This is a genomic window from Sneathiella sedimenti, from assembly GCF_017313765.1.
Lineage (GTDB): Bacteria > Pseudomonadota > Alphaproteobacteria > Sneathiellales > Sneathiellaceae > Sneathiella > Sneathiella sedimenti.
In genome coordinates this window covers 810,932-828,424 of the sequence record NZ_JAFLNC010000001.1, presented here as the reverse complement: position 1 = coordinate 828,424, position 17,493 = coordinate 810,932, and the positions used below count along the sequence as shown (strand labels likewise).

Here is a 17,493-nt window from a genome sequence, read left to right as displayed (position 1 = left end):
CCCTTAGTCGCCGCGGACAATCTCGGCCAGCCGGGCGACATTTTCCGGCGGGGTCTGCGGGACGATCCCGTGACCAAGATTGAAGATAAAGGGATTTTTCACAAATGTATCAATAATTTGCCGGATCCGATCCTCCATCGCCACGCCGCCGCTAACCAGCAGCATCGGATCAAGATTACCCTGCACCGGAACAAGGCTTTGAACTTCCCGTGCGGCCCAGTCGAGCGGTGTCCCCGTATCCAGGCTCACGGCCGTCACGCCCGTCTCCCTCACATAGTCGATAATGTTCCCCCCCACGCCCTTGGGAAAGCCAATGACGGGTAATTCGGGATATTGGCTACGTAGCCCCTCAACGATGCGCCTTGTCGGCTCTATGGACCATTTTTTGAATTCATTGTCGGGAAGCACGCCGGCCCAGGTATCAAAAATCTGGATCACCTCGGCACCGGCGGCCACCTGCTTCAGTAGGTATGCCGTTGTCGCCTCGACCAGAATGTCCATCAGCACATCGAATCCAACGGGATCGCTATAGGCCCAATGCTTGATCTTGGCGTAATCCTTCGATCCGCGACCCTCGACCATATAGGTCGCAACGGTCCAGGGTGCCCCGGCAAACCCGATCAGGGTGCAGTCCTTCGGGATCGACTGGCTCAGCCGGGCAACAGTCTCATAGACCGGGTCGAGGGTTTTATGGATATCGGTGACATCCAGCCTGCCAAGCTCCGTCGCCGCGCGGATGGGATCAAGCACCGGTCCCTCGCCTTCCTTGTAGGCAAGCGGCTGACCAAGCGCATGGGGAATAAGCAGAATATCGGCAAACAGGATGGCGGCATCCATGCCATAACGGCGCAAGGGCTGAAGGGTGACTTCCTCGGCAAGCTCCGGGTTGTAGCAAAGGTCAAGAAAACTGCCCGCATTTGCCCGTGCTTCACGATATTCAGGAAGATAGCGCCCTGCCTGGCGCATGAGCCAGAATGGGGGCCTTGATTGCACCTCCCCTGACAGGCTTTTCAGCAGGGGCTTATTTGTTGAAACTGTCACGCCTATTCCCTTCCCGGAAACTTATCCCTTTAAATAATATATTTATATAAAAGGTGGTAGTTGTTGTAGTACGCCGTGGGTAACGGGGATAAAATTCTATCCACGCCCTTTATAGAAACTCTGGGGATAAAATCCAGCATTTCACATATTTGTTGATATCTACGTGAGAAAGGACCGATTGGCTCACAAAAAAATCGGGGATTACGGGGATAACTCATTTGGGTCCGGTTATTCGCGAAAATATACCCGTAATTCAGACAAGCTTCATTTCTTTGCCCACAGCCGTACAAATGTCGGTTAAAAAAAACCGCACCGGGGAGAAAAATTTTGTGATTTTCCAAACAGCCATGTTATCCCTGTTATTCACATTACTCACAGGATAACCACGCAGCAAAATGTCGGAATTTCATCTTCATCTGGTATCGGATTCCACAGGGGAAACCCTGCAATCCATGACTAAGGCCGCGCTGGTTCAGTTTGAGGGGATTTCCCCCGTCGAGCATGTCTGGACATTGACGCGGACTGTCCGTCAACTCGACGATATCCTTGAATCCATTGTAAAAAAGCCGGGTCTTGTGCTGTATACGCTGGTCAGCAAGGAAATGCGCGATGTACTGGAGCTGGGATGCCAGCGTGTCGGAGTTCCCTGCGTTTCGGTGCTCGATCCGGTGCTGGCAGCCTTCTCCAGTTTCCTTGGGCAGGAAATCCGCCGTCTGCCCGGCCGGCAGCATATGCTAGACAAGAATTATTTCAGCCGCATTGAGGCGCTGAATTTCACCATGGCCCATGATGACGGGCAGATGACCGATGACCTCTACGAAGCGCAGATCGTTCTTGTTGGGGTATCGCGCACCTCTAAAACACCGACCTCCTTTTACCTTGCCCACCGCGGTATCAAGACGGCGAATATTCCAATCGTGCCGAATATCAAGCTGCCGGAGTCGCTGTTTAATCTCAGCCGAAAGACGATGGTGATCGGGCTGACGACCAGTCCTGACCGGTTGTCGCAGATCCGCAAGAACCGGCTGCTCAGCCTCAACCAGAAGGTCGATACGGATTATGTCGACCGGGAGCGGATCAAGGAAGAGGTGATATTCGCGCGCAAGCTCTGCACTCGCGAAGACTGGCCGGTTATCGATGTCTCGCGCCGCTCGGTCGAGGAAACCGCCGCCCAGATCATTACCCTTTATAACCGCCGCAAGGAAGAAACCAGGGACAGAATGCTGTGACCGGAACACCCGCGAAATCCCCGAGGTCGGACCTTGTCCTGGCGTCGCAGAGCCCGTCCCGCGCACAATTGCTGACGCGTGCCGGGCTGGATTTTTCCATTCTCCCGGCAAATGTGGATGAAGACGAGGTCAAGCACGCCATGCGGGGTGCCGGTGCGCCCGCCTCGGATACGGCGGTGGCGCTGGCCGAACTCAAGGCCTCGCGCATCTCCGGACAGGCGCCGGAAGCCCTGGTCATCGGCGCCGACCAGATCCTTGACTGCAATAATATCTGGTTCGACAAGCCGGTGGATATGGATCATGCGCGCGCGCATCTCCTGAGCCTGAAAGGCAAGACCCATAGGCTCGCCAATGCGGTCTGCGTCGCCAAGGGTGGGTCTGTTATCTGGCGGCATGTGGATGAGGCGCGGCTGACCATGCGCAATTTCGACGATGCTTTCCTTGATCGCTATCTCGCCGAGGCGGGAGAGGATATTCTCTCCTCCGTCGGGGCCTACCAGCTGGAAGGTCTGGGCGCACATCTTTTTGCCCGTGTCGAAGGGGACTTTTTCTCTATCCTCGGGCTGCCGCTGTTGCCGCTGCTTGATTTTCTGCGTGGCCATAAAATCGGGATAACCGCATGACGGACAAAACAACAAAGATTGCCGGGGTGATGGGCTGGCCGATCAGCCATTCCCTCTCTCCCCGCCTGCATGGTTACTGGATCAAGAAATACGGCCTTGATGCCGACTATCGCGCTTGGCCCGTCAAGCCCGAGGAGCTTGGCGAGACATTCGCGCGGCTGAAACATGAGTGCGCGGCGGAAGGCGGCGTTTTCCGTGGCACAAATCTCACCATTCCATTGAAGGAAACCGCGTTTGAGGTGGTGGATATTCTCGATCCATCGGCGAAACGGATCGGTGCGGTCAACACGGTTGTGGTTGGGCCGGACGGTCGTTTGACCGGAAGAAATACCGACGGGATCGGCTTTACCGACTCGCTGGCCGAACATGTGGAAATATCGGAATTAAAGGGCGGGACCGCGGTTCTTCTCGGGGCGGGCGGCGCGGCGCGGGCCGTTGCGGTGGCACTCACAGATCTCGGCATGGCAAAAATCATTATCTGTAACCGGTCTCTGTCGCGGGCGGAAACCCTTGCCGGACATATCGGGGAAACAGCAGAGGCGGCACCTTGGGATGCCCGCTCAAACCTCCTGGAGGCGGCTGACCTCCTCGTTAATTGCACCAGTCTCGGCATGACGGGGCAGCCACCGCTTGAAATTTCGCTGAACGCGCTAAAAAAATCCGCGATCGTGACGGATATCGTCTATGTTCCGCTTGAAACCGAGTTGCTGTCGGCGGCAAAATCGCGGGGCAGTATCGTGGTTGACGGTCTTGGCATGCTGCTGCATCAGGCGAAGGCGGGATTTGAGGCCTGGTTTGGTATAACGCCCGAGGTGGACGCGGCGCTGCGCCGCCATGTGCTGGATGGATTGAAAGGGAAATAACATGTTGCTTGTGGGGCTGACCGGATCTATCGGCATGGGAAAGTCAACCGTGGCCGAGATGTTTCGTAAACTCGGTATTCCGGTTTATGACGCGGACGCGGAAATTCACAAGCTCTATGCGAAAGGCGGCGCCGGTGTTGAGCCGATCCGTGAGGCTTTTCCCGACGCCGTGCCAGAGGACTATGTCGACCGGCAGCGACTCAGCAAGCTCGTTCTTGGGAATGATGCGGAGATAGAGCGGCTTGAGAAAGTCATACATCCACTTCTTTCCAGTGGTCGCGCGGCCTTTTTCGAGAAAGCGGAGAAAGAGGGCCACTCCCTCGTTGTCCTTGATATTCCATTGATTTTCGAGACAGGCGGTGAAGACCGGGTCCATAAGATCGTGGTCGTCTCTGCCCCCGCCCCTGTGCAGCGGGAACGGGTGCTGGCGCGACCGGAAATGACCGCGGAAAAATTCGAGGCGATCCTCGCCCGACAGGTCGATGACGCGGTAAAGCGCGAGAAGGCAGATTTTGTTATCGACACCCATTGCAGCATGGAGGAAACTTTCGAGCAGGTTAAGAAACTGGTGGAGCAGCTGAAAGATGCGTGAGATCGTCCTCGATACGGAAACCACAGGGTTTGAGCCCGCGGAGGGTGACCGGATCGTGGAAATCGGCTGCATCGAGCTGATCAACCATATCCCGACTGGCGAAACCTACCACCGCTACATCAATCCGGAACGCGACATGCCGGAAGCTGCGTTCAAGGTGCATGGATTGAGCGCCGAATTTCTAAAGGGGCATAACGTCATTGCCGAGGAAATTGACGAATTCCTCGCCTTTATCGGAGACGATCCTCTGGTTATCCACAATGCGGCGTTCGATATGAAGTTCCTGAACGCGGAGCTTTCCCGTCTCGGGCGTCCGGTCCTTCCCATGTCCCGCAGTATCGATACCGTGGCCATGGCGCGACAGAAATTCCCGGGCGCGCAGGCCAACCTTGATGCGCTTTGCCGGCGTTTCGGCATTGATAACTCGGCGCGAACCAAGCATGGCGCGCTTCTCGATGCGGAACTGTTGGCGGAGGTTTATCTTGAACTGATCGGCGGACGACAGCGCGGGCTCTCGCTTGAGGAAAGCGGCGCGCAAATGTCGGCCACTGTTGCCCGGGAAGTCCGGCCGCCCCGTCCCCATAGCGCGAGCGACGCGGAACGTGCGGCCCATGCCGCCTTTCTCGAGAAGATCAAAGATCCCCTCTGGCGGCAGACTTCCTGAACTAGCTGATCAGGCGTGACCGGCAGGCATCTGCTGCGCAGCAAGCTGGTTTTTGTGATCCTGGTACAGCCGGTTGAAATCAATCGGATCGAGCATCAGCGGGGAATAGCCGCCGTCCCGCGTTGCATCGGCAATCACGCGCCGCGCGAACGGGAAGAGGAGCCGCGGGCATTCGATCATGCAGACCATCTCGAGAGTATCTGCCGGAAAATCCCTGAGCATGAACAGGCCACCATAAACCAGCTCAACGACAAACGCCGCTTCCTCGCCGTGATTGCCCTTAGCTTCAATACGCAGTTCCACCTCATAAAGGTTGTTACCGCCGGCACGGGCCTGGATATTGACGGCGAGCTCTACCTGCGGCTGACCCTTTTCGGGATCGAGGCTGGCCGGGGCATTCGGGTTTTCAAAGGAAATATCCTTTACATACTGACGAATAATCGCAAGTGAAGGCTGTGTCTGGGCTTCCTGGCCCTCTGGCCCACCTTTGGCGGTTCCTTCGGTTCCTTCATCTGACATGAACGGGTCACTCCTATAAATATGTCGGCCGTCATGGCCTGCGGATTTTGCCAAAGTGGCTATCATGGATGCGACGGACCGGCAAGTCCGAAGCGGCTATTTTTCTTTTTTCCAGGGACTGTCCGGATTGGGGTTAGTGCGGTTCTCGATCGAGGTCGCCTCCTCGTCAATCACTTCATACTCACCGTCGATTACCGTACCGCTGTTTTTCTGTGTGCGCTGGCGAACGTTGGCGGCGACGAAGTTTGACCGCTGCGCCATATAGGCCGCAAGCGCGCGGCGAAGCGGCGGGATCAGCAGTAAAAAGCCGACCGTATCGGTGACAAAGCCCGGTATAATCAGAAACAGACCGGCCAGCGCCAGGAAAATCCCCTCGAATATTTCATTGACCGGTGTTTCCTGTCGGTCCAGCGTGGCCCGCGCACGCATCAGCACGCCGATCCCCTGGATACGGATCAGTGCGACACCGATAAGTGCCGTGACAACGGTGATAATAACGGTATTGAGCGCCCCGATTTCGCCGCCGACTTTTACAAAGACCAGGATCTCGATAAGGGGAATACCGATCAGGGCCGCCAAAAACAATAAAGCCAAACTTGTTTATCCCTAACAAAGTTTCTATGTATCTAACAGGCGCGCAGGAAGTGGGGGATTGATTAGGTGCTGGACCTATGACATGTAACCCTTTAACTTCTTATACAGACCTATCCTTTACATAAGGGCTATTGGAAATTTTACCAAACCCAATTTGAAGATAACATTATGGACAACGGATTTCAGTTCCTGGACATCATTCTGCTCGCGGCGGTTGCGGGGTTTATTTTTCTGAGGCTTCGCAGCGTGCTCGGACGGCGTATGGGCCATGAGCAATCTCCACCGGAAGAGAAAGCACGGCGCCCGGTCGAAGGGCATAAAGGTGACTTTGAAGATAAACCGGTCGAGGATAATGTCGTCCTGCTTGGTGACAAGACGGGCGCGGACGCAAGCCCCTTCCATGACACACCGCTGATGCGAACGCTGGGTGACATCCGCCGGATTGACAAGACTTTCGACCAGAGAACTTTCGTCGAGGGGGCGCAGGCCGCCTATGAAGCCATTGTCGTCGCCTTTGCCAGGGGTGATCGGGAAACACTGAAGGTACTCCTTTCCGAAACCGTTTATGAGAATTTCGAAAACTCCATCCAGGACCGGGAAGATCGCAATGAAATCATGTCGACGGATATCGTCGCGGTTCATTCTGCCGAAATCACCGATGCGATACTGGAAGGAAAGGACGCTGAAATCACCATCCGGTTTGAAGCCGAGATGATCAGCATGACCAAGAATGAAGAAGGCATTGTCGTTGCCGGGGACCCCCAGCCGCACACAGTGCAGGAACTCTGGACCTTCGCGCGCAACCTTAAGTCCCGCAATCCGAACTGGCTGCTAATCACTACCCGCCGCGCAGACTAGGCCGCGGCGCGGAAACATGGTGTTGCGTTCCCTCTTTTCCGTCAATCGAAAAACCGGCGCTGGCCTGGTTCTGGCCGTCCTACTTCTGGGGGCGATCGGCATCTGGTATTTTCAGGTAAAACCGCCGGCAGAAGACAAGCTTGTTCTTGAAAAATCGACCTTTTCCGCCCTCCCGGGCTGGGACGAGGAAGAGTTTGCGGGAGTCTTTCCCGCCTTCCTGAAATCCTGCGCGAAAATCGCCACCTTGCCGGAAACCCGCCAGATGGGGGGCGTCGGCATGGCAGGAACTGCCGGGGATTGGCAGCCGCTTTGTGCCGCCGCGCTGGCACTACCGCCTGAACCGGACATGCGGAGGCAGTTTTTCGAGAAGAACTTCACGCCGTTCCAGATTCGCAATAATGACGAAAAATCCGGCCTGTTTACTGGCTATTACGAGGCGAGCCTGAACGGCAGTCGCGAGAAAAAGCCACCTTATCTCACGCCGCTATACCTGCGCCCGCCCGAACTGGTGATGGTCGATCTCGGCCGCTTCCGCGAAGAGCTGAAGGGTCAGCGTATTGCGGGCAAGGTTGTGGGGGGCGATCTTCTCCCCTATCCCGACCGCGCCGGTATTGAAAAGGGCGCGCTGGCCGATCGGGAACTGGAGCTTGTCTGGGTGGATAGTGATATTGATGCCTTCTTCCTGCATATTCAGGGCTCCGGCCTTGTGGAAATGGACGATGGCAGCGAACTCCGCGTCGGCTACGCGGCACAGAACGGGCATCCCTATTTCGCCATTGGCCGCGACCTGATTGACAAGGGCTATGTACCGCGCGAAGAGATGTCGATGCAGGCGATCCGGACCTGGCTCGAGGAAAACCCCGATAAAGCGACGGAATTGATGCAGAAGAATGCCTCCTTCGTCTTTTTCCGTGAATTGGCAACGGGCGGCCCGATTGGCGCGCAAGGGGTGGAATTGACGCCCGAGCGCAGCCTTGCCGTCGATCGTAAATGGCTTCCGCTTGGTGTACCTCTGTGGCTGGCGACAGAAGTTGCGCCCGCCAGCAGCCCGGCGGAAATCGAGAAATTCGAGCGGTTGATGATGGCGCAGGACACCGGCGGGGCGATCGTCGGCCCGGTGCGCGGCGATGTCTTCTGGGGCCATGGGGAGTACGCCTATGACATGTCCGGGCGCATGAAAAGTAAGGGGCAGCTCTGGATTTTCTTACCGAACGCATTGGCGGAAAGGATAAATCCGGATCTGTTGTCCTAAGGTATCTGGCGAAACCAGCGTGCAGACGGTATAGTTCGTTGAGAAATAGGGAGAAATACATGTCCGCGCCCAAAGAAAAGAAGAATGTGGCCCTGTTCGTCACCTGCCTTGTCGACCTGAACCGCCCGTCCGTTGGCTTCGCGGCAGTCAAGCTGCTGGAGGCGGCAGGATGCACCATAATGGTGCCTGAGGTACAGACCTGCTGCGGCCAGATTGCCTATAATTCCGGTGACAAGGAAAGCGCAAAAGAGATCGCATCCCAGGTAATCCGGGCCTTTCAGGGTTTTGACTATGTGGTCGCGCCATCCGGTTCCTGCGCCGGCATGGTCCGTCATCACTATAAAGAGCTTTTTGAAGGGGACGACACCATGATGGTGGCGATCGAAGAGCTTGCCGGCCGTACCTATGAGTTGACTTCCTTCCTTCATGATATCTGCGGCTACAGGCCAGAAGATGTCCGCCTTGACACGACCCTTACCTATCATGACAGCTGCAGCAGTTTGCGCGAAATGAAGGTAAGGGACCAACCACGGGCCCTGCTCGGTGCGGTCGAGGGTCTGGAAATTAAGGAGGCGGAGGACCGGGAAGCCTGCTGCGGATTCGGCGGGACCTTCTGCCTTAAATATTCCGAAATCTCTGAATCCATGGTCGACACCAAGATCGAAAATCTTCTGGCGAGCGGTGCGGGTACCCTCGCCGCCGGGGATCTCGGCTGCCTGATGAATATCGCCGGGCGACTGAAGCGCCGGGGCGCCCCGATGAAGGTGATGCATGTCGCGGAAATTCTCGCCGGTATGGGCGAAAAACCCGGCCTTGGGGAGGGGGATAGCTGATGCAGGTCACGAGCCGCCGTTTCAAGGATAGTGCCCATGAGGCATTGCATGACAAGGACATCCAGAGTGCCTTTTCCAAGGTAAAGGGCGGTTTTCCGGTTGCCCGGGCAAAATCCGCCGGGGAACTCCCGGAATTCGAGGATCTGCGCGACCAGGCCCGGGATCTCAAGAACCATATTCTTGAGAATCTCGACTACTATCTTGAATATTTCGAGGATCAGGTCCTTCTTCAGGGCGGCAGGGTGCATTGGTGCAGTAGTTATGCAGAGGCACGGGAGGTGGTGCTGGATATTTGCCGTGATGCCAACGCCAAGACAGTGACCAAGGGCAAATCCATGATCACCGAGGAAATGGCCCTCAACGAGCATCTCTCCGCCCATGGGATCGAGCCGATCGAGACGGATCTGGGTGAATATATCATCCAGCTTGCCCATGAACATCCCAGCCATATCATTGCGCCTGCGCTGCATAAGACAAAAGATCAGGTGACAGAGCTTTTTCACGAAAATCACGGAAAATACGGTTTTACCGAGCGAATTACGGATCCGCAGGCGCTGGTGAACGAGGCGCGCAGCATCCTCCGTGATAAGTACGTCAACGCCGATGTGGGCATTACCGGCGCGAATTTCCTGATCGCGGAGACCGGATCGACAGTGATTGTCACCAATGAAGGCAACGGCGACCTCACCCAGTCCTTGCCCAAGACCCATATCGCGGTTTCCAGTATCGAGAAAGTCGTGCCAACCCTGGAGGATGCGAGTCTTTTCCTCCGCCTCCTGGCCCGGTCCGCGACGGGGCAGGAAATGTCCGTCTATACGACTTTCTCCACCGGCCCCAAGCGGATGGAGGATATTGACGGCCCGGCGAATTTCCATGTGGTGCTGGTCGATAGCGGGCGCAGCGACCTTTTGGGGAGTGACAAGCAGGACCTGCTTCGTTGTCTCAAATGCGGCGCCTGCATGAACCATTGCCCGGTCTATCAGGCCGTCGGTGGTCACACTTACGGCTGGGTCTATCCCGGACCCATCGGGGCGGCGCTCAATCCGCATATGGTCGGGCTGGAGGAGTCACGCCACCTGCCCAATGCCTCCACCTTCTGCGGGCGGTGCGAGGAAGTCTGTCCTGTGCGCATCCCCCTGCCCAAGATTATGCGGCACTGGCGCGAACAGGCCTTTGAAACCCAGGTCACCCCGAAGCCGGAGCGCTGGGGCATTGGTATCTGGGCGTTCTTCGCGAAAAGACCCAAGCTTTATCGCCTGATGACAAGGGTGAGCGCTCGCGCGTTGAAACTAATGGCCGGGAAGAAGGGCGTGATCCGGAAACTCCCCCTGATGAAGGGCTGGAGCTCGGTCCGCGATTTCCCCGCGCCGGAGGGGACGACCTTCATGGATCAGTGGAAAAAGCAGCAGCGGGAGGGGAAATAATGCCGTCTCGCGACAGGATTTTCTCCCGCATACGCCATAATCTTGGCCGCGGCCCGCTAGAGGGAGAGGCGGCACAGGCACTCAAGGCACGGATTGAGGGGCATGCGCCGAATATCGTGCCCAAACGCACCAATATTCCGCATAAAGAACAGGTCAATCTTTTCCAGGCGAAGGCGGAGGCGTTGGCCGCGACGGTGGCGCGCATTTCCTCGTTCGATGACGTGCCGGAGGCGCTCCGTGATTACCTTACGGCGCATAATCTTGCGACCCGGATCAAGATGTCCCCGGATAAATCCCTCGATAGCCTGCCCTTTGACAAGACACCGATGCTGGAGATTAAGCGCGGTGCCGCCGCGCCCGAGGATGAGGTAAGCCTCACCCCCGCCTTCGCGGGGATCGCCGAGACGGGAACGCTTTGTATGGCCTCAAGCCCGGAGACGCCCTCAACGCTCAATTTCCTGCCCGAAAATCATGTGGTGGTAATCAAGGCGAGCCAGATTACCGGAACGCTGGAGGATAGCTGGGAACGGCTTCGCAAGACTTACGGCGCGGGAAACCTGCCGCGTACCGTCAATTTCATCTCCGGCCCATCGCGCACGGCGGATATTGAGCAGACGCTGATCATGGGTGCCCATGGACCGCGCCGATTGCATATCCTGATAGTTGATGATGGCCCGCAAGACTAACCGACCGAAAGGCCTGTCTAAGGCTGACCGTGACCTTTGGGATCATGTGGCGCGATCCGTTGACCCGATAGAGTCAAATCGCTTTACCGGCGAAGAGAACGCCACCATAAAGGTGCCGACTTCGGAAAGAACAGAAAAAGACAACACCACTATGGTATCAATTACGGCAACACCGACCCCAAATACACCCCCGGCCCGCCGTTCCATTGATCCGGTAGCGCTTAAAAAGGCGATGGAGAGCTGGCCCAACGCCCCCCTGGAGCGCAGGGCACAAGCCGTTGAACCGTCCCTCCGGCAGAATGTTCCCGGGCTGGACAAACGCACGGCGGAACGGCTCCGCAAGGGTAAGATGGAAATTGACGGAAAGCTCGATCTCCACGGCCTCACCCGTGCGGAGGCCCATCGCCGGCTCAGAAGTTTTATCACCGCCGCCCAGATCCAGGGGAAGCGTTGCGTGCTTGTCATTACCGGTAAGGGATCGTCGAAGCAAAAATCCGACGACGCCCCCTTCATGAAGAGCGAGAAGTCCGGGATCCTGCGGGAAGCCGTGCCGAAATGGCTGATGGCGCCGGATTTGCGCCAACTGGTTATTGACATCCGACACGCACAGCCGAAACATGGCGGCAGCGGTGCGCTCTATGTCTTGCTCCGGCGCAGCCGCCCCTGAAACACACGAGAAGAAGGACAGTTCCATGACCCCCTTTGGCCTTCGTGTCCGGAAACTGCGCAAAAGCCGCGGGATTACCCTGAAGAAAATGGCCGCCGACCTTGATATCAGCTCGGCATACCTGTCGGCGCTCGAGCATGGTCATCGCGGCCGCCCGTCCTGGTCGCTGGTGGCGCAAATCTGCGACTATTTCAATATCATCTGGGACGACGCGGAGGAATTGCAGCGCCTCGCTTCCCTCTCCCACCCGAAAGTAACAGTGGATACCAGCGGGTTAAGCCCGATTGCGACGGAATATGCCAACCTGCTGGCGAATAAAATCCGAGACCTCCCCGAGTACGCCCTCGCCGAGATGCTGCACTATCTCAAAACAACGCAGCGCGATCATGAGTGACTCCCGCTCCGACAAGGGAACACGCCTCGCCCGCGGGGTGCAGAAGCTTCTCCATGACATGGGCTATGACAGCCTGATGGAGGTAAAACTTCGCATTCGCCGCCGGGTTGACGTTATGGGCATCAACGAAAAAGGGCGGATCATCATTGTCGAGGTGAAATCCGGCCCCGCCGATTACCGTGTCGATGAAAAATGGAGCGAATATCTCCAATTCTGTGATGAATTCTATTTCGCTGTCGATGCGGAATTCCCGCAGGATCTCCTGCCTGACAAGCACGGCTTGATCATCGCGGACGCGTTCGGCGGCGCCATTGCCCGCACCTCCGCTGATTTCAACCTTAATGCCGCCCGGCGGCGGAATGTCACGCTCCGTTTTGCGCGGATTGCCGCGCGCCGCCTACTTGAAACCGAAAACCCGATAAAGGAGAAATTCAATGTGTTCTAGCGCCCCCGACGGTACCGCCATCCCCAGCGTCTTTATCGATAACTCCCGCACCCGCGTTACCGAATGGCGCTTCAAGAACCGTGGCGACGCCACCGGTTGGCATACCCATGAATATGATTATGTCGTTGTGCCGCTGTTCGACGGCTTTCTCGATATCGACCTGCCGAATGGCGAAACAACCCGCGCCGAGCTCAAGACCGGCGTTCCCTATTTTCGGGAGGTCGGCGTCGAACATAACGTGAAAAACGGCAACGACTTCGAATGCGCCTTTATCGAGGTGGAATTCCTGAAGGTGCAGCCGAAGGGGTTTTAGCCCTTACCGATACGGGTCATCTTTAGCGAGGTAGTTGGTGACGTAATCGCTGATGCCATCCTCTAAACTGCGGAAGTTGCCGCCGAAACCTGCGGCTCGGAGTTTCTGCATATTGGCTTCGGTAAAATACTGATATTTATCGCGGATCTCGATCGGGGTATCGACATATAATATTTGCGAGGGCTTGTCGGCGGCCGCAAAAACGGCTCTTGCGAGGTCCCTGAAGCTTCTTGCCTTGCCGGTGCCGAGGTTGAAAAGGCCGGAAACCTTCGGATTATCCAGAAGCCATAGGATAACGTCGACACAGTCTTTCACATAGACGAAATCGCGGAGTTGTCCGCCGTCCTCATAGTCCGGGTTGTGGGACTTGAACAGGGTCACGGCCTCTCCCGCCGCGACTTTCGGATAACACTGGGCGATTACGCTTTTCATGCCGCCCTTATGGTATTCATTCGGGCCATAAACGTTGAAAAACTTGAGCCCTGCCCATTGCGGTGGCGTCATGGCGCCTCGGGAAAGTTCGCGCGCAACGAACTTGTCGAACGCATGCTTGCTCCAGCCGTAGAGATTGAGCGGTTGCAGCTTCCCGAGCGCCGCCTCGCTCTGGTCATCGTCAAAGCCCGCCGCCCCGTCCCCATAGGTCGCGGCGGAGGAGGCATAGATAAACGGAACACCGTTATCCGCGGCGAAACGCCAGAGCAGCTTTGTCGGGCGAAAATTACGCTTCAGGATCAGGTCGCCGTCCGTCTCCGTGGTGGCGGAGATGGCGCCCATATGAATGATCGAGCCAATGCGGCTGTCGTTCTTGTTGAGCCAGCTTTCCAGTTCATCGGGGTCGATAAAGTCGGCAATGGTTGATTTTGCGATATTTTTCCATTTATCGCCCTGCTCCAGCCAGTCGCAGATAACAATTTTCTCGCCGCGCTCAGACAGCGCCGCGACAATATTGGAGCCGATAAAGCCCGCGCCGCCGGTCACCAGGATAAGACTTCCCATTTTCACGCCTCTTTCTTGGTGGCGAGCAACCGCTCGATCGTGCCGGTGGTGCTGAAACCCTCTTTCAGGGATGCCAGATGCACCCGCCCGCCATAGGCCTCGACGATATCCGCGCCGACAACGGTTTCCTTCGTGTAATCCGCTCCCTTGGTGAGAACATCGGGCTTGACCGCCTCGATCAGCCTGATCGGCGTGTCCTCTGCGAAGGGAACGACGAGGTCCACATCGGACAGGCTGGCGAGCACGATGGCGCGGGAATTTTCGTTCGTGACCGGCCGTCCCTCGCCTTTAAGTCGCCGGATGCTGTCATCGGTGTTGAGTCCGACGATCAGCCGGTCGCACTCGCTGCGCGCCTGCCGCATCAGCGAGATATGCCCCGGGTGTACCAGATCAAAGCATCCATTGGTAAAACCGACCTTGAGGCCGCGGCTGCGCCAGTTGGAGACCCGCTCCAGCGCCATGTCAAGATTGACGATCTTCGCCTCCATATCGCCGATTTCCTGGCTATGCAATGCCTGACGGATTTCCGCCTTGGTCACGGCGGCCGTGCCGGATTTCGAGACGGCGATCCCGCCGGCGAGGTTGGCGATGCGCGCCGCGTCGGTGAGCGACGCCCCGGCTGCCAGCGCGAGGGAGAGTGCCGCGATCACGCTGTCGCCCGCACCGGAAACATCGTACACCTCCTGCGCCTCCGCGGCGATATGATGGGCGTCGTCCTTTGTGACCAGGCTCATGCCTGCCTCGGACCGGGTAACGAGGATGGCAGAAACGCCGGATTTGCGCATCACTTCGCGTGCTGCCTGCTCCACCTCGTGATTGGAGCCGCAGGGCATTCCGCTCGCTGCGATCATCTCCTTGCGGTTCGGGGTCAGCAAGGTAACCCCCGCATAGCGGCCGAAATCCCGCGCCTTTGGATCGGCGATAATGGGAATGTTTTTCTCCGTCGCATACGCGATGACATGACGCAGCACCGTGTCGGAGAGAACCCCCTTGGCATAATCGGAGAGGACGATAATGTCGGCGGTTTTCACGGCGCCTTGAAAGGTTTTGATGACATTTCCCGCAGTTTGCGGCTGTAACTGGTGGGTTGCCTCATGATCGCTGCGCAGGAGCTGCTGTCCATCAGCGATGAAGCGGGTCTTGACCGTAGTCGGTCGACCGACCGACTTCACCAGGTGGGGCGTCGTGGCGCCCTGGGTCGCGAAAATGCTTTCAATCTCGCGTCCTTCCGCATCCTCCCCGATGACGGAAATAAGCCGCGCCTTCCCGCCGAGCGAAGCAATATTGCGGACGACATTGCCCGCCCCGCCAAGCATCTGCGACTGGTGCGTAATGCTGAGAATAGGGATCGGCGCTTCAGGTGAAATGCGGGCGGTGCTGCCGTAAACGAAACGATCCAGCATGACGTCGCCAACCACCAGCACATCGACCGAGGACACTTTATCGAGGATATTTAGAAGGGGGGAACGGTTTTCCATGGGCGTCAGACCAGTTTCAGCGATTGTTCAAGGGCGCCGCAGAGCATATGCCCGAAAGTGATATGCATTTCCTGAATGCGTCGGGTGGATTGCGCCGGCACAATCAGGGACACATCCGCGAGTTCCGGCATGAGGCCGCCATCCCGACCCGTGAAAGCGGTGGTAACGAGCCCTTTTTTCCGCGCCATTTCAAGGGCTTTGACCACATTCGGGCTGGTGCCGGAAGTGGTAAGGCCAACAGCAACATCACCGGGCCTGCCAAGCGCGTCGATCTGGCGGGCGAATACCTCCTCGAAGCCGAGATCGTTGGCCCCGGCGGTCAGCGCGGACGTATCGGTATTGAGCGCGATCGCGGCGATGGGTTTGCGATCCTCGATAAAGCGGATAACAAGTTCGGCCGCGAGATGCTGCGCATCCGCCGCACTGCCACCATTACCAAAAAACAGGATCTTGTTGCCATTCTGAATGGCGGTAACCCAGAGCGTGAGCATCTCCTGAAACGGTACGGTGAGCGTAGTCCGGCATTTTGCCAGCACCTCACCATGATCCTCAAGCTCGCGGTTAAAATAGTCTAGCGGATCCAAAATGCCTCGCCTCGAATAGAATGAAGTGTAATGGTCATAATATAATCTCGCCGCCCCTGCAAACACGGAGTTGTCCCGTTGTCAGTTCGATGGCTCCTTCGGTAGGTCTTTTGAGGTCCGGGCGGCGCGCAGGTCCATACTGTCGAAGGCCTCAAACGGCGCTTTCAGGCGGTTTCTTGCCATTTCGATATAATCGGGGTTGATCTCGATGCCGGTGGCGGCGCGGTTAAGTACGGTGGCGACCCGCACCGTGGTACCGCTGCCCAGGAAAGGGTCCAGCACCACATCACCCGGGTTGGAGGAGGCGCGGACAATTCGTTCGATCAGAGCCTCAGGCTTTTGGGTGGGATGGGGCAGCCGCTCCGCCGCGCAGTAATGCACATGGCTGAACTGCCAGACATCGCCCGGGTTCGCGCCCGCCATATTGTTGCGCTTGCGGTAGTATTTCTGCGGCACCCGCACGTCATCGAGATTAAACTGCGCGTCTTCCCCCTTCGAGAACCAGAGAATATCCTCATGTCGCGGGGAGAAACCTTTTTTCCGGCCCATGCCTTGCGTGTAATGCCAGGTAATCCAGCCCTGTGGGGTGAGACCAAAGTCCTCTTCCAGCATCAGGTAGAGGCGGGCAATGAACTTGACGCCCATGAAGCAATAGAGAGATCCGCCGGGTTTCAGGAGGCGCACGGCTTCCCGGAGCCAGCTTTGGGTGAAGGCCTGATATTCAGCGCGGTTCTTGAGGTCGATGTTATTGCCGTAGTTCTTGCCGAGATTATAGGGCGGGTCGGCGATGATCAGATCGATGCTTTCCGCCCTGAGGCCTGCCATTTTCGTAGCGGCGTCGCCGCAGATCAGGGTGCTTTTTGGGACAATCTGATCCATCCGGCTACTGCGGGGACCGTTTCGCCATGATGCGCTGGAGAGTGCGCCGGTGCATGTTCAGGCGGCGCGCGGTTTCCGAGACATTATGATCGCAGAGTTCATAGACGCGCTGGATATGTTCCCAGCGAACCCGGTCGGCGGACATCGGGTTTTCCGGCGGTGTTGGCATCGCGTCCTTGTCCGCAAGCAGGGCGTTGACGATATCCTCGACATTGGCGGGCTTGGCGAGATAGTCGATGGCGCCTGCCTTCACCGCGGCCACGGCGGAGGCAATATTTCCATAGCCGGTAAGCATGACGATGCTGGCATCCTCATTGACACCACGGATGGCCTCTACGACCTCAAGGCCGTTTCCATCTTGCAGCCGGAGATCGACAACGGCGTAATCCGGCGCATTTTGGCCGGCGCATCTCTTGCCTTCAGCCACCGAATTGGCGAGGGTTGGCGCAAAGCCCTTGCGTTCCATCGAACGACCAAGCCGGTTCAAAAATATCTCGTCGTCGTCGACGATCAGCAGTAACTTTTTGTCGTCCATTACCTGTACTTTAATTTGAAAACC

General features: G+C 57.2%; 22 protein-coding genes. 14 read left to right on the top strand and 8 right to left on the bottom strand.

What is annotated here, in order from left to right; translation table 11 throughout:
- Positions 1–3 precede the first annotated feature (3 nt).
- Positions 4–1,047 (bottom strand): uroporphyrinogen decarboxylase, encoded by a 1,044-nt coding sequence (hemE, locus tag J0X12_RS03920; protein ID WP_420497042.1) that lies wholly within the window; start codon positions 1,045–1,047, stop codon positions 4–6.
- A 389-nt stretch (positions 1,048–1,436) separates the two neighbouring features.
- On the opposite strand from hemE, the gene J0X12_RS03915 reads away from it, so the two are divergent.
- The 5 genes from J0X12_RS03915 to dnaQ are packed head-to-tail and all read left to right on the top strand — an operon-like array spanning position 1,437 to position 5,012.
- Positions 1,437–2,270, top strand: a complete 834-nt coding sequence (locus tag J0X12_RS03915) for a pyruvate, water dikinase regulatory protein (protein ID WP_207042452.1) — start codon at positions 1,437–1,439, stop codon at positions 2,268–2,270.
- A complete protein-coding gene (locus J0X12_RS03910) occupies positions 2,267–2,893 on the top strand; it encodes a Maf family protein (protein ID WP_207042450.1) in 627 nt (208 codons plus the stop codon). Before J0X12_RS03915 ends, J0X12_RS03910 begins: the two co-directional genes overlap by 4 nt.
- On the top strand, positions 2,890–3,756 hold the full coding sequence (locus J0X12_RS03905; RefSeq protein ID WP_207042448.1) for a shikimate dehydrogenase: 867 nt from the start codon (positions 2,890–2,892) through the stop codon (positions 3,754–3,756). The genes J0X12_RS03910 and J0X12_RS03905 overlap by 4 nt, the downstream gene beginning before the upstream one ends.
- A 1-nt stretch (position 3,757) precedes the next feature.
- Positions 3,758–4,348, top strand: a complete 591-nt coding sequence (gene coaE / locus J0X12_RS03900) for a dephospho-CoA kinase (RefSeq protein ID WP_207042446.1) — start codon at positions 3,758–3,760, stop codon at positions 4,346–4,348.
- On the top strand, positions 4,341–5,012 hold the full coding sequence (dnaQ, locus tag J0X12_RS03895; protein ID WP_207042445.1) for a DNA polymerase III subunit epsilon: 672 nt from the start codon (positions 4,341–4,343) through the stop codon (positions 5,010–5,012). Before coaE ends, dnaQ begins: the two co-directional genes overlap by 8 nt.
- Positions 5,013–5,021: 9 nt before the next feature.
- Here dnaQ and secB read toward each other — a convergent pair whose 3' ends face one another.
- Positions 5,022–5,531: a protein-export chaperone SecB gene (gene secB, locus J0X12_RS03890; RefSeq protein WP_207042443.1), complete on the bottom strand. Its 510-nt coding sequence runs from the start codon at positions 5,529–5,531 to the stop codon at positions 5,022–5,024.
- A gap of 96 nt (positions 5,532–5,627) precedes the next feature.
- Positions 5,628–6,125 (bottom strand): FxsA family protein, encoded by a 498-nt coding sequence (locus tag J0X12_RS03885; protein WP_207042441.1) that lies wholly within the window; start codon positions 6,123–6,125, stop codon positions 5,628–5,630.
- A 168-nt stretch (positions 6,126–6,293) separates the two neighbouring features.
- Between J0X12_RS03885 and J0X12_RS03880 the strand changes: the two genes are divergently transcribed.
- The 9 genes from J0X12_RS03880 to J0X12_RS03840 are packed head-to-tail and all read left to right on the top strand — an operon-like array spanning position 6,294 to position 12,997.
- Positions 6,294–6,983, top strand: coding sequence for a Tim44/TimA family putative adaptor protein (locus J0X12_RS03880; protein WP_207042439.1), 690 nt, complete (start codon positions 6,294–6,296; stop codon positions 6,981–6,983).
- A 16-nt stretch (positions 6,984–6,999) separates the two neighbouring features.
- Positions 7,000–8,235, top strand: a complete 1,236-nt coding sequence (gene mltA / locus J0X12_RS03875; RefSeq protein WP_207042437.1) for a murein transglycosylase A — start codon at positions 7,000–7,002, stop codon at positions 8,233–8,235.
- A gap of 59 nt (positions 8,236–8,294) precedes the next feature.
- Positions 8,295–9,068 carry a (Fe-S)-binding protein gene (locus J0X12_RS03870; protein ID WP_207042436.1) on the top strand — a complete coding sequence of 258 codons (774 nt, stop codon included), beginning with the start codon at positions 8,295–8,297 and terminating at the stop codon, positions 9,066–9,068.
- A complete protein-coding gene (locus tag J0X12_RS03865) occupies positions 9,068–10,492 on the top strand; it encodes a LutB/LldF family L-lactate oxidation iron-sulfur protein (protein WP_207042435.1) in 1,425 nt (474 codons plus the stop codon). Before J0X12_RS03870 ends, J0X12_RS03865 begins: the two co-directional genes overlap by 1 nt.
- The gene (locus J0X12_RS03860; RefSeq protein ID WP_207042434.1) at positions 10,492–11,178 is read left to right on the top strand and encodes a LutC/YkgG family protein; all 687 of its coding nucleotides are present in this window, start codon (positions 10,492–10,494) and stop codon (positions 11,176–11,178) included. The genes J0X12_RS03865 and J0X12_RS03860 overlap by 1 nt, the downstream gene beginning before the upstream one ends.
- Positions 11,159–11,845, top strand: a complete 687-nt coding sequence (locus J0X12_RS03855) for a Smr/MutS family protein (RefSeq protein WP_207042433.1) — start codon at positions 11,159–11,161, stop codon at positions 11,843–11,845. The genes J0X12_RS03860 and J0X12_RS03855 overlap by 20 nt, the downstream gene beginning before the upstream one ends.
- Before the next feature lie 25 nt (positions 11,846–11,870).
- Positions 11,871–12,239, top strand: a complete 369-nt coding sequence (locus tag J0X12_RS03850) for a helix-turn-helix domain-containing protein (protein WP_207042432.1) — start codon at positions 11,871–11,873, stop codon at positions 12,237–12,239.
- Positions 12,232–12,684 (top strand): MmcB family DNA repair protein, encoded by a 453-nt coding sequence (locus tag J0X12_RS03845; RefSeq protein WP_207042431.1) that lies wholly within the window; start codon positions 12,232–12,234, stop codon positions 12,682–12,684. Before J0X12_RS03850 ends, J0X12_RS03845 begins: the two co-directional genes overlap by 8 nt.
- Positions 12,674–12,997, top strand: coding sequence for a cupin domain-containing protein (locus J0X12_RS03840; RefSeq protein WP_207042430.1), 324 nt, complete (start codon positions 12,674–12,676; stop codon positions 12,995–12,997). The genes J0X12_RS03845 and J0X12_RS03840 overlap by 11 nt, the downstream gene beginning before the upstream one ends.
- Before the next feature lie 3 nt (positions 12,998–13,000).
- Here J0X12_RS03840 and rfaD read toward each other — a convergent pair whose 3' ends face one another.
- The 5 genes from rfaD to J0X12_RS03815 all read right to left on the bottom strand — a co-directional run bounded on the left by rfaD (position 13,001) and on the right by J0X12_RS03815 (position 17,469).
- A complete protein-coding gene (rfaD, locus tag J0X12_RS03835; protein ID WP_207042429.1) occupies positions 13,001–13,993 on the bottom strand; it encodes an ADP-glyceromanno-heptose 6-epimerase in 993 nt (330 codons plus the stop codon).
- A 2-nt stretch (positions 13,994–13,995) separates the two neighbouring features.
- Entirely contained in the window at positions 13,996–15,471 is a 1,476-nt protein-coding gene (gene rfaE1 / locus J0X12_RS03830) for a D-glycero-beta-D-manno-heptose-7-phosphate kinase (RefSeq protein WP_207042427.1), read from the bottom strand.
- Positions 15,472–15,476: 5 nt separating this feature from the next.
- Positions 15,477–16,055 carry a D-sedoheptulose 7-phosphate isomerase gene (locus tag J0X12_RS03825; protein WP_207042426.1) on the bottom strand — a complete coding sequence of 193 codons (579 nt, stop codon included), beginning with the start codon at positions 16,053–16,055 and terminating at the stop codon, positions 15,477–15,479.
- An 81-nt stretch (positions 16,056–16,136) separates the two neighbouring features.
- A complete protein-coding gene (locus tag J0X12_RS03820) occupies positions 16,137–16,934 on the bottom strand; it encodes a DNA-methyltransferase (protein ID WP_207042425.1) in 798 nt (265 codons plus the stop codon).
- A 4-nt stretch (positions 16,935–16,938) separates the two neighbouring features.
- Positions 16,939–17,469: an ActR/PrrA/RegA family redox response regulator transcription factor gene (locus tag J0X12_RS03815; RefSeq protein ID WP_207042424.1), complete on the bottom strand. Its 531-nt coding sequence runs from the start codon at positions 17,467–17,469 to the stop codon at positions 16,939–16,941.
- Positions 17,470–17,493: the final 24 nt, after the last annotated feature.

What these genes read in the sequence shown, in the direction of transcription:
- J0X12_RS03870 (WP_207042436.1), top strand. Translation starts at nt 8,295, where the DNA reads ATGTCCGCGCCCAAAGAAAAGAAGAATGTGGCCCTGTTCGTCACCTGC.
- J0X12_RS03820 (WP_207042425.1), bottom strand. Translation starts at nt 16,934, where the DNA reads ATGGATCAGATTGTCCCAAAAAGCACCCTGATCTGCGGCGACGCCGCT.
- J0X12_RS03905 (WP_207042448.1), top strand. Translation starts at nt 2,890, where the DNA reads ATGACGGACAAAACAACAAAGATTGCCGGGGTGATGGGCTGGCCGATC.
- rfaD (WP_207042429.1), bottom strand. Translation starts at nt 13,993, where the DNA reads ATGGGAAGTCTTATCCTGGTGACCGGCGGCGCGGGCTTTATCGGCTCC.
- J0X12_RS03840 (WP_207042430.1), top strand. Translation starts at nt 12,674, where the DNA reads ATGTGTTCTAGCGCCCCCGACGGTACCGCCATCCCCAGCGTCTTTATC.
- secB (WP_207042443.1), bottom strand. Translation starts at nt 5,531, where the DNA reads ATGTCAGATGAAGGAACCGAAGGAACCGCCAAAGGTGGGCCAGAGGGC.
- J0X12_RS03815 (WP_207042424.1), bottom strand. Translation starts at nt 17,469, where the DNA reads ATGGACGACAAAAAGTTACTGCTGATCGTCGACGACGACGAGATATTT.
- J0X12_RS03850 (WP_207042432.1), top strand. Translation starts at nt 11,871, where the DNA reads ATGACCCCCTTTGGCCTTCGTGTCCGGAAACTGCGCAAAAGCCGCGGG.
- coaE (WP_207042446.1), top strand. Translation starts at nt 3,758, where the DNA reads ATGTTGCTTGTGGGGCTGACCGGATCTATCGGCATGGGAAAGTCAACC.
- J0X12_RS03915 (WP_207042452.1), top strand. Translation starts at nt 1,437, where the DNA reads ATGTCGGAATTTCATCTTCATCTGGTATCGGATTCCACAGGGGAAACC.
- mltA (WP_207042437.1), top strand. Translation starts at nt 7,000, where the DNA reads ATGGTGTTGCGTTCCCTCTTTTCCGTCAATCGAAAAACCGGCGCTGGC.
- J0X12_RS03860 (WP_207042434.1), top strand. Translation starts at nt 10,492, where the DNA reads ATGCCGTCTCGCGACAGGATTTTCTCCCGCATACGCCATAATCTTGGC.
- J0X12_RS03855 (WP_207042433.1), top strand. Translation starts at nt 11,159, where the DNA reads ATGATGGCCCGCAAGACTAACCGACCGAAAGGCCTGTCTAAGGCTGAC.
- J0X12_RS03880 (WP_207042439.1), top strand. Translation starts at nt 6,294, where the DNA reads ATGGACAACGGATTTCAGTTCCTGGACATCATTCTGCTCGCGGCGGTT.
- rfaE1 (WP_207042427.1), bottom strand. Translation starts at nt 15,471, where the DNA reads ATGGAAAACCGTTCCCCCCTTCTAAATATCCTCGATAAAGTGTCCTCG.
- J0X12_RS03865 (WP_207042435.1), top strand. Translation starts at nt 9,068, where the DNA reads ATGCAGGTCACGAGCCGCCGTTTCAAGGATAGTGCCCATGAGGCATTG.
- dnaQ (WP_207042445.1), top strand. Translation starts at nt 4,341, where the DNA reads ATGCGTGAGATCGTCCTCGATACGGAAACCACAGGGTTTGAGCCCGCG.
- J0X12_RS03845 (WP_207042431.1), top strand. Translation starts at nt 12,232, where the DNA reads ATGAGTGACTCCCGCTCCGACAAGGGAACACGCCTCGCCCGCGGGGTG.